General features: G+C 57.6%; 9 protein-coding genes. 2 read left to right on the top strand and 7 right to left on the bottom strand.

Annotated features, from left to right (window positions below; translation table 11 throughout):
- Positions 1-17 precede the first annotated feature (17 nt).
- Entirely contained in the window at positions 18-605 is a 588-nt protein-coding gene (locus VN114_RS00385) for a DUF1415 domain-containing protein (protein WP_325510852.1), read from the bottom strand.
- Positions 606-705: 100 nt separating this feature from the next.
- On the opposite strand from VN114_RS00385, the gene VN114_RS00380 reads away from it, so the two are divergent.
- Positions 706-1,263 carry a YaeQ family protein gene (locus VN114_RS00380; RefSeq protein WP_325510851.1) on the top strand — a complete coding sequence of 186 codons (558 nt, stop codon included), beginning with the start codon at positions 706-708 and terminating at the stop codon, positions 1,261-1,263.
- Positions 1,264-1,289: 26 nt separating this feature from the next.
- Here the strand turns inward: VN114_RS00380 and mltB are convergent, their stop codons facing one another.
- The 5 genes from mltB to VN114_RS00355 form a co-directional block, all read right to left on the bottom strand.
- Positions 1,290-2,396, bottom strand: a complete 1,107-nt coding sequence (gene mltB, locus VN114_RS00375) for a lytic murein transglycosylase B (RefSeq protein WP_325510850.1) — start codon at positions 2,394-2,396, stop codon at positions 1,290-1,292.
- A complete protein-coding gene (locus VN114_RS00370) occupies positions 2,393-4,423 on the bottom strand; it encodes a DUF3488 and transglutaminase-like domain-containing protein (RefSeq protein WP_325510848.1) in 2,031 nt (676 codons plus the stop codon). The genes mltB and VN114_RS00370 overlap by 4 nt, the downstream gene beginning before the upstream one ends.
- Positions 4,420-5,358 carry a DUF58 domain-containing protein gene (locus VN114_RS00365; RefSeq protein WP_325510847.1) on the bottom strand — a complete coding sequence of 313 codons (939 nt, stop codon included), beginning with the start codon at positions 5,356-5,358 and terminating at the stop codon, positions 4,420-4,422. Before VN114_RS00365 ends, VN114_RS00370 begins: the two co-directional genes overlap by 4 nt.
- Positions 5,359-5,425: 67 nt before the next feature.
- Positions 5,426-6,346 (bottom strand): MoxR family ATPase, encoded by a 921-nt coding sequence (locus tag VN114_RS00360; protein ID WP_325510846.1) that lies wholly within the window; start codon positions 6,344-6,346, stop codon positions 5,426-5,428.
- A 231-nt stretch (positions 6,347-6,577) separates the two neighbouring features.
- On the bottom strand, positions 6,578-7,615 hold the full coding sequence (locus tag VN114_RS00355) for a transporter (RefSeq protein WP_325510844.1): 1,038 nt from the start codon (positions 7,613-7,615) through the stop codon (positions 6,578-6,580).
- A gap of 341 nt (positions 7,616-7,956) precedes the next feature.
- On the opposite strand from VN114_RS00355, the gene ylqF reads away from it, so the two are divergent.
- A complete protein-coding gene (gene ylqF / locus VN114_RS00350) occupies positions 7,957-8,904 on the top strand; it encodes a ribosome biogenesis GTPase YlqF (RefSeq protein WP_325510842.1) in 948 nt (315 codons plus the stop codon).
- Positions 8,905-9,030: 126 nt separating this feature from the next.
- Here ylqF and groL read toward each other — a convergent pair whose 3' ends face one another.
- Complete coding sequence (groL, locus tag VN114_RS00345; RefSeq protein ID WP_325510840.1) at positions 9,031-10,677, bottom strand: chaperonin GroEL; 1,647 nt, start codon at positions 10,675-10,677, stop codon at positions 9,031-9,033.
- Between the last annotated feature and the right edge of the window lie 61 nt (positions 10,678-10,738).

Here is a 10,738-nt window from a genome sequence, read left to right as displayed (position 1 = left end):
AACAGGCAACAGTCGGTTTATTGCTTGCGGGAATTGAGATTCAGGGCCTGCCATCCTGAGTGGCCGATTCTGCGCAACGTTTCCATGTTTTTTTCATATATGTTTTTTGCATCCGGATAGGCGGCGACTGCCTGATCGATGCTGGATTCGCGCAATAAATGGAGGATGGGGTAAGGCGATCGATTCGTGTAGTTTTCGATATCGTCTGCTTGTGTTCCTGCGAATTGATAATCCGGATGAAAACTGGCAATCTGGATTTCGCCATCCAATTCCAGTGTTTCGATCAGCTCATCGGCTGAATCCAGGAAATCGTTGTAGTCGAGAAAATCCGCCAGCATGCCGGTCAGAATCAGCAATGTTGTATCGGTTACTTCCGCATCGATCATGTGCAATGTGTGCAACTCGGCGGCCAGTTCTTCGAGCAATGCATCTTCGTCAGTCGCCGTGCTGACAACATAACGGATCTGTTTTTTGACATGCACCGCTTTGGCGAACGGACAAAGATTGAGGCCGATGACGGCTTTCTCGATCCAGGTCTGGACCGCCGCAATGGCAGATTCCCTGACGGATTCTGCAGCGGGTTCGATGCGGGAAGATGTTGGCATAGGGATCATTTCGTTGGACTGCCTATTGTAACGTCGCACTATCTGCGAACTCGCTAATCGGCTATTCTTGCGGTCGCTTTATTACCTACGACAGCATTCAATGGCACTCAAGTCCACCATCTTCAAAGCCGATCTGCAAATCGCCGACATGGACCGTCAGTATTATGACGGCCACATGCTGACCATCGCCCGTCACCCTTCCGAAACCGACGAACGAATGATGGTGCGTATTCTGGCGTTCATCCTGCATGCCAACCAGGCGCTGGCATTTGGCAAGGGACTGAGCGCGGACGACGAGCCGGATCTGTGGCAAAAGGACCTGACCGGGGCAATCGATTTATGGATCGAAGTCGGCCAGCCGGACGAGAAGCGCCTGCTGAAGGCATGCGGCCGCTCGGCAAGAGTGATCGTCTATAGCTACAGCAGCACCAGTTCCATCTGGTGGGGACAAATTGCATCGAAGGTTGCGCGGGCGAAGAACCTGGCGGTATTCAATCTGCCGGCAGCGACCAGCCAGTCATTGGCGGCGCTGGCCAAACGCAGTATGCAACTGCAGTGCACGATTCAGGATGGGCAATTGTGGATCAACAGCGATGAAGGATCATCGGTACAAATCGATCTGACGGCATTGAAAACAGCGGACGAAGCGATACGTTAAGACTGCGACCGTTTCGCCAGCTTGATTCAATAATTGCGGGCGGCCCGAATCGCGCGGCTCAAATCGTAGACCGACATCGCATAGAAGAAACTTCGGTTGTACTGGGTAATCGCAAAGAAGTTGGCGGCACCCAGCCAGTATTCGGTCGGCATGTCGCCGTTTTGCAGATCGACCAGCCCGAAAGGCATGCCGGCCGGCGGTTCGACTGCCGGCGTGACTCCGGCAGCCTTCAATTCCTCCAGACTGAATTTCGCTTCCAGACCTTGTCCGATGAAGCGTTGCCAGTCCATGCGCGACGCATCGACCGTGGCAGCGAATGTCACAGGTTCGCCGCGTCGCCATCCGTGTTCAACCAGAAAGTGAGCCACGCTGCCGATGGCGTCGACCGGCGAATTGCGCAGATCGATGCGGCCATCGCCATCGAAATCGACAGCGAATTTTCGGATGCTGCCCGGCATGAACTGCGGCCAGCCGATGGCACCTGCGTATGAGCCGAGCAGCGAGAACGGATCGATGTGTGAGTCACGCGCGAACAGCAAGGTATTTTCCAGTTCGCCGCGGAAGTACGCCATGCGTGCGGTGCGGTTCGGTGTATCCGGATACGAGAAGGCCAGCGTCGTGATCGCGTCCATGACACGGAAATTGCCGGTGTTGCGGCCGTAAATGGTTTCGACGCCGAGAATGGCCACGATGATTTCTGCCGGCACGCCATATTGCGCTTCGGCGCGCGTGAGCGCATCTGCATGCGTATTCCAGAATGCGACGCCGCCATCGATACGTACCGGTTCGACGAAGCGGCTGCGATAAGCAGCCCAGTTTTTCGGCTTGCCGGGCGGGGCAGGTTTCATCAACTGGATCGCGCTATCGACATAGTGAGTCTTGTTGAGTGTGGCTTGCAGCTCCGTCTTGTCGAAACCGTTCCTCGCGACCATCTCGTCGATGAACGCGTTGACCTCACTCCATTGGCCGAAGTTGGCGAACTCGTCTCCCTGTACCGGCTTGACGGCCTTTTTCTTCTTGACCGCGGAAGCGGGCTTTTTACCGGGCTCGGTCGCGGATGCGCAACCGGCAAGAGCGAGAATGGAAGACAGGGCCAGCAGGGAAGCGTTTCTTCTGGAAAGCGAAAATTTCATCGGATCCGATTCAGTAATGATTTGAGTTTTGACAGCACGTCCGAGCGTGACGATGCCGGACGGCCGTAACGGCTTTGTTCAACCAGCGCCAGAAAATTCCGCAGCGCCTGTTTTTTCTCTTCTGTCAGCGTCGCATCGACGCGCAGCAATCGTCTGGCATAGGCTCGCGGCCCTTCATGCGGGTGACGCGGATAACCGCGGCGAGCCATTTGCCTGCACAATGCGACATACACGGCATCGACCGGATCGACCTTGCGGCGATCGGCAAGCAACGGAGCAGCAATCGCCAGCATGACTATCGCGCCGATTGCGCACATCAGCAGCGTCATTGTCTGCCAGTCGATGTTACCGAAGCCAAGCGAACGCAGCAAACCCTTTTGTCTTTCCGGCGTGTAATTCAGCACCCATTGATTCCAGCCGTTGTTGATTGCATCCCAGCGGAAGCGCAACCTGCCGACAAAGGAATCATGCCCGATGTTCAAATTGATCAATCCACCGAACACAGGTTCTGTCGCTGCGGCAACGACCACACTGCGCTGAATGCGATCCGGCGAAACCGCCGCTGTCGGATCGACACGTATCCAGCCGTGTTGTGCAATCCAGACTTCGGCCCATGCATGCGCATCCGATTGTCGTACCGTCATGAAGCCGTCGACCGGATTGATCTCGCCACCCTGATAGCCGGTGACCACGCGTGCAGGTACGCCCATCGCGCGCATCAGTACGACAAAGGCACCGGCATAATGTTCACAGAAACCTGCGCGAGTGACGAACAGAAACTCATCGACACTATCGCGCCCGAGCAATGGCGGCTCCAGCGTGTAAATGAAGTTGTAATTCTTGTTGCCGAAGAAGGTCAGGACGGTAGCGATTTTCTCGTTGTCGTCATGAATGTTTTTGCGCAGGCTGGCAGCGAGCTGCAGCGTGCGCGGGTTGTAACCCGACGGCAACCTCAACCAGTTCTGCAGGTCGTCAGGATTGGCATCGCCATGGAGCGTGTAATCGGGATAGGAAACAACGTCGTAACGCACGCGCGCATCGATCGGCCGTCGCGACTGTACCTGTCTGTCTTGCGTGAGCCGTACAGGATTGTCGTTCAACTGCGGTGCGTATTGCGGCATGTCGAGTGCGAACAGCCACGGCTGCGATCCCGGTTCCTGGGTGACCTGGTAACGCACCGGCATGCCGCGGGTGGCGAGTGTCGCAGGGACGGACAGGTCGCGTTGCGACGGACTGCGTGTCCATGCCCGACCATCGTATTGATCGAGAACAATGGCGCGCCAGTACAACTTCGGATTGGGCGGTACGGCATCGGTAAACCTGGCACGGAATGCGATGTCGTTCGATAACGCCAGCTTGGCGATATTGCCGGGCGTCATGCGGTCCGACAGGCCACTGCGACCGCTGCCGGCATCGCTCGGCATGCCCCACAACGGCCCCTGTATGCGTGGAAACAAAACGAACAGCACGATGGTCAGCGGTATCGCCAATCCTACGATCAGTGCGCCGGACCGCAGTCGTCTGGCAAGCGGCGGCACGACACCGGTGTACTGGAATGACAATTGCGCAGTCAGCATGACGACGACAGCGGCAATCATCAGTACTGCGGTCATGATGCTTTGCGAATAGAAGAAATTTGCAAGCATCAGGAAAAAGCCGAGAAACACCACGACAAACAGGTCGCGTCTCGCATGCATTTCCAGCAGCTTGAAAATCAGCAGCAGGGCCAGCATCGAAACGCCGGCATCCTGACCAAGAATGGTCTTGAAGTTCATGTAGACGCCGCCCATCGATGCCGCGGCAATCGGCAGCAACAACCAGCGTGGCGGCAGGCGATTGCCACGGAAAGTAATCCAGCTGCGCCAGAACAGCAGGGCCATGCCGATACCGGTCACCCACAATGGCAAATGTGCTGTGTGAGGTGCGAGCACCAGCACGCAAGCCAGTAGCAATAACAAGGTATCGGCCTTGTCGCGCGACATCGGTCGCGCATGGCGACTGGAAAGCGAAAGGCCGAAGAGCTTCATGTCGTTTGTCCGTACAGTGCCAATGTCTGCAGGCAGGCGGCCTGATGCGCGGGACCGCTCGCCGGCGGGAAGTACAAACTATCCAGACGAAATGCGTAAGGCTGGCCGCGTTCTTCCGCCATCAATACCCAACGTGCCATGCGCGACAATTTCAGTTCGACGTCCATCGTGCGCGGCAGTCGCGCGAAGTCGAGCGACAATTCGCTGGTCGCGCCGCCTTCAAACTGTTTCGTGATCAGCGCGCTGCCTTCGGTACGCGCAATCTGGCGCCATGCGAGCTGGCGCAGCGAATCGCCGGACTGATAAGCGCGGATGCCGGCAAAATCGTCGTGGCCGACACTGCCGCGCCCATCTTCGTTTGCACCTTCCAGTAGCGGCAGCGGCGGCGCATCATCTTCCGGATGCGGATACACCAGCACGCGCATGTCGGGATGCCAGTAACTCCATGCGCGCATCAGTCCCAGCGGGAAACGCGTTTGCAGTCGAATGCGCGGTGCCGGCATCCAGCCGCGTTCCAGCGTCGGTGCTCCGAGCGTGACATCGCTGACTGCGTTGGCGGCGATGTCGGTTGCGTGTTCGAGTTCGGCCGTTGCGGTATCGATGAAGTTCAGCAGGATGGCGAAACGATCGTGATGGCGGCGATTGGCCACATGCAGTAAAAACTGCGCTTCCTCGCCGGCGAACACCGGCGCCGCACGTCCCGGCGACAGGTAAAGATGCGCCAGATTGCGATGTGTCAGATGCATGTCGATGACTGCGCATCCGGCAAGCAAAAAGGTCAATGCAAAACCGAGGCTCAGGTTGTAATTGATCGACGCAACAAAAAGTACCGCCAGCATGAGGCCGAACATCAGTCCGGCACGCGTCGGCAGGATGAACACACGGCGCTGGCCGAGAAACACCTCGCCGGGTTCTGCATCGCGCAGCCGAAACATGCGGCTTGCAATCCGTTGGCGAAAATTCATGGCGGCAGCGCGCATGACGGGATGAGAAAAATGCGCGTCAAACGCTGACAGACTTCATCAGCTGCAGGACAAGATCGCGGCTGTTCATCGCACTGCCGGCAGACGATTTCAGTGAACGCAGACGGTGCGCGGTAACCGGCACCAGCACGGCTTGCACGTCTTCGGGAATCACATGGTTGCGACCTTCCATTGCCGCCCAGGCGCGCGCTGCCTGCAGCAATGCAAGCGTGGCGCGCGGACTCAGGCCTTCGGCAAACATGCCGTTCTGGCGCGAAGCGAGCGCCAGCGCCTGGATGTAGTCGATCAGCGATGGGGCGACGTGGATGTTTTTCAGTTCGGCGCGTGCGGCGATCAGGTCCGCGGGTTGCATTGCCGTGCGCATCGACTTCAGCATCGCACGGCGATCCTCTCCCATCAGCAATGCGCGTTCTGCTGCGGCGTCCGGGTAGCCGAGCGACAGGCACATCAGGAAGCGATCCATTTGCGATTCCGGCAGCGGGAAGGTACCGATCTGGTGCGAAGGATTCTGCGTGGCGATGACGAAGAAAGGTTCCGGCAGTGCACGTGTCACGCCATCGGACGTGACCTGATGTTCTTCCATCGCCTCCAGCAATGCAGATTGCGTCTTCGGCGTGGCTCGGTTGATCTCGTCGGCCAGCAGAACCTGCGTGAAGATCGCCCCGGGATGAAATACGAAGCCGTTTTTCTCGCGATCGAAAATCGAAATGCCGACCACATCGGCCGGCAGCAGATCGCTGGTGAACTGTTGGCGATTGAAGCGCAGGCCGAGAGAAATCGCCAAGGCATGGGCCAGCGTGGTCTTGCCGACACCCGGTACGTCCTCGATCAGCAAATGGCCACCGGCCAGCAGGCAGACCAGCGCCTGACGAATCTGCAAATCCTTGCCGACGACGATTGTGCCGACTTGTTTGGCGACTCCATGCAGTTTGGCGAACATGCGATCTTCCGTAAAAAAGCGCGCCGTGGGCACGCAATGTCAAATGGAACAGCGGGGAACAGCAGCGAACAGCGAGGAACGACGGAAACGGCAAGAATCCTGAAGCTGTCGCATTCTATGCGAGATCGGGCAGTTCGGGAATGCATGCACAGTTCGACCTGCGCCGGCCTTAAGGGACGAACGTGTGTAGGGCGAATGAAAGCGTCGAGAAGCAGAGAAGTGCGATGGAAATCAATCCTGCTTGTTTCGACGGAATACGATCGAGAACGCGACTACCGTGAAGGCGACCACGATGCCGACCACGATCCAGAAGCCGTGTTCGTGCTGGGCGAGCGGCACGCCGCCGACGTTCATGCCGAGCAGGCCTGCGATGATGTTGATTGGCAGCGCCAGCACGGTGACGATGGTCAGCAGGTACAGGCTGCGGTTGTTCTCTTCGTTGACCTGTGCGGCGATTTCTTCCTGCAGCAGCTTGATGCGTTCCTGCAGCGAACTCATGTCGCTCAGCACGACGGAAAATTCCTCGGTGGCTTGCCGCAGTTCCTGCATGTCGAGTTCGGCCATCCATTCGGGTGGACGTTGCAACAGGCGAAACAGTGCTGCCGGTTCCGGTGCCAGCAGCCGTTGCAGTCGCACCAGCACGCGACGCAACGCGCCCAGATCGGCGCGACGCTGCGTCAGGCGGCCGGCGAGCAGATTGTCTTCTACCTTGTCGACGCGCGCCACCGCATCGCGCACGATGTTGACCAGCACGTCGGCCTGATCGCGGAACAGGTGGATCAGCAGTTCGACCGACGAACGTATGGTGTCGCCGCCCATAACCGCCTGACGCAAGCGTTCAATCGATTTGAGCGGCGTGCGCCGCGTGCTGATGACGACGCGCTGCGTCACATTCAGCCACAAGGTGGCAATGTCGGCGGAATCCAGCGAGAAATTGTGCAGTACATCGTTGACGACGGCGATCAGTGTACTGTCGGCCAGTTCGATGCGTGTCGAGCGCGAACCGTCGTGCAGCGCCTCGCCGAATTCGTCAGCGACGTTTGCATGTTCGGTCATCCATTTTTCGCTGGCGGTATTGCTGAGGTTGAAGTGCAGCCAGACGAATTCCGCGCTGTCAGGTGTTGGCGGCGTGCGCAACCATGTCGCCGCCTCGGCAGAATTGATCTGGATCGTACGCGAGGGAGCGGTAGGCGATTCGCGTCCGAACAGAAAACCCCAGATCAGTCCGGATTGATCCGAACCGTAATTGCCGAGTTCAGCAGTGGACATGGACAGGATTCAATGGCTGCGATGCGGATGACGGCATCGATGAGGAAATCAACTTGACGAAAACGCATAAAAACGCGCACACAGCGGTCGGCTTTTGCAAACCCGTCATCAACAGGACGCAACGGAATTGGTCGGGATCCTTTTCGCGCCAGATCCCGTTGGCGCTACCGTCAGTATTCTGCAACCTCGATATGACGCGTGTATGACAAATGTCATGGACGTGCAGGGACGGTATCAATTGTCAAAACAGACATCCGATGCGCCACGCGCGCGATTGCAGCCGGTCGACAGGGTAGAGCGAGTAAAATAGCGGCTCGCTTCACCTCAGATAAAGCCTCCGCATGTCCATCCAATGGTTCCCAGGTCACATGAACGCCGCCCGCAAGAAGGCGGCGGAAGCCATGGAAAAGACCGACATGATCGTCGAAGTGCTGGACGCGCGCGTGCCGCAGGCCAGTCGCAATCCGATGATCGAAGAGCTGCGCACGTTTCGCCAGCGTCCCTGCCTGAAAATCCTGAACAAGGCCGATCTGGCCGATCCGGCAGCAACGCAGAAGTGGCTGGACTTCTATAACAAGCAGAAGGGCGTGCACGCCGTCGCGCTCAGTTGCAAGAAACCGTCGGATGTCGCCAAGGTGACAGGTCTGTGCATGAAGATCGCGCCGCATCGCGGCACGGCGTTGAAGCCGCTACGCATCATGATCATGGGCATTCCCAACGTCGGCAAATCGACATTGATGAATGCGCTGTTGAAAAAACGCGTGGCAAAAGTCGGCGACGAACCGGCGGTCACCAAATCGCAGCAGCGTCTTTATCTCGGCAACAACATCGTGCTGACCGATACACCCGGCATGATGTGGCCGAAGATCGAACATCCGAGCGACGGCCTGATGCTGGCAGCTAGTCATGCGATCGGCAGCAATGCGCTGATCGAGGAAGAGGTCGCGACCTTCCTCGCCGATATTCTGTTGATGCATTATCCGCAACTGCTGACTGCGCGTTATGGTTTCAAGACGGATGGCATCGATGGCGTGAGCGTGATCGAGGGTGTGGCGACAAAACGCGCATTCCGCATCAAGGGCGGTGATCTTGATCTTGAAAAAGCGGCACATACGTTTTTGCAGGATTACCGCACCGGTGCAATCGGTCGCGTCAGTCTGGAAACGCCGGAAAGTCGTGTTGCCTTGCTTGCAAGTTACCAGCCGCCGCCGTCACTGAGCGATGTACGGACGGACGATGAGGAAGATGAAGAAGAGCAGGAAGAGGGCCGGCCGCTTCGCAAACGCTGATGTGCGCGGATCGCGGCTTGTAGACGATTCACCGCCAGAGACAGAAAACAAAAAGCCCGCAAGGCTGAACCTTGCGGGCTTTTTTCATGGCTCCGACACCGCGACGCGATGCCGGAAGGCCGGCAATTACATCATACCGCCCATGCCACCCATACCGCCCATGCCACCCATGTCAGGCATGCCGCCAGCTGCCTTGTCTTCAACGACTTCGGCAACCATGCAATCGGTGGTCAACAACAATGCAGCGATCGAAGCCGCATTTTGCAATGCCGAACGGGTCACCTTGGCTGGATCCAGAACGCCCATTTCGACCATGTCGCCGTAGGTGCCGTTGGCAGCGTTGTAACCGAAGTTACCTTTGCCTTCCAGTACTTTAGCGACGACGACGGATGCTTCTTCACCGGCGTTTTGCACGATCATGCGCAGTGGTTCTTCCATCGCGCGCAACACGATACGGATACCAGCATCCTGATCCGAGTTGTCGCCCTTGACGTTGATCGCAGCGCGTGCACGCAGCAGGGCAACGCCGCCGCCTGGCACGATGCCTTCTTCAACAGCTGCGCGGGTTGCGTGCAGTGCATCTTCAACGCGTGCTTTCTTCTCTTTCATTTCAACTTCGGTGGCTGCGCCGACCTTGATCACTGCAACGCCGCCTGCCAGCTTGGCGACGCGTTCCTGCAGTTTCTCACGGTCGTAGTCCGACGTTGCTTCTTCGATTTGCGCGCGGATTTGCTTGACGCGTGCTTCGATCGCAACAGCCTGGCCATTACCGTCGATCAGCGTGGTGTTTTCCTTGCCGATTTCGATACGTTTTGCCTGGCCCAGTTCTTCCAGCGTGATTTTTTCCAGCGTCAGGCCGACTTCTTCTGCAACGACTTGACCGCCGGTCAGGATCGCGATGTCTTCCAGCATTGCCTTGCGGCGATCGCCGAAGCCAGGTGCTTTCACTGCGCAGGTTTTCAGGATGCCGCGGATGTTGTTCACAACCAGGGTTGCCAGTGCTTCGCCTTCGATGTCTTCAGCGATGATCAGCAGCGGACGGCCTGCTTTTGCGACTTGTTCCAGTACCGGCAGCAGGTCACGGATGTTCGAGATTTTCTTGTCGAACAGCAGGATGAACGGGTTGTCCAGAATTGCGGTCTGCTTTTCTGCGTTGTTGATGAAGTACGGCGACAGGTAGCCGCGGTCGAATTGCATACCTTCGACAATGTCGAGTTCGTCGTTCAGGGATTTGCCGTCTTCAACGGTGATGACGCCTTCCTTGCCGACTTTTTCCATTGCTTCAGCAATGCGTTCGCCGATCGATGCGTCGCTGTTTGCCGAAATCGAACCGACTTGCGCGATTTCTTTCGTCGTCGTGCATGGCTTGGCAATGGTTTTCAGTTGTTCGACGGTTGCCGCAACAGCCTTGTCGATACCGCGCTTCAGGTCCATCGGGTTCATGCCGGCTGCGACGTATTTCATGCCTTCGCGCACGATCGCTTGTGCCAGAACCGTTGCAGTGGTGGTGCCGTCGCCTGCGTTGTCGCTGGTGCGGGAAGCCACTTCTTTCACGAGCTGCGCGCCCATGTTCTGCAGTTTGTCTTTCAGTTCGATTTCCTTGGCGACCGAAACACCGTCCTTGGTGACGGTTGGTGCGCCGAACGAGCGTTCCAGCACGACGTTACGACCTTTAGGGCCCAGGGTGACTTTAACGGCGTTCGCCAGAATGTTGACGCCTTCGACCATCTTGGCGCGCGCTGCGTCGCCGAAAATTACTTCTTTAGCTGCCATGTTGTTGCTCCTGATTGTTCGTTAAGTGATTCGCGTTGAGCGAGTGATCACTGAAAAGAAA

This window comes from Oxalicibacterium sp., from assembly GCF_035565035.1.
Classification (GTDB): domain Bacteria; phylum Pseudomonadota; class Gammaproteobacteria; order Burkholderiales; family Burkholderiaceae_D; genus Oxalicibacterium.
Note: the sequence above shows the minus strand (reverse complement) of the source record. Positions and strands in the feature narration are given on the sequence as shown.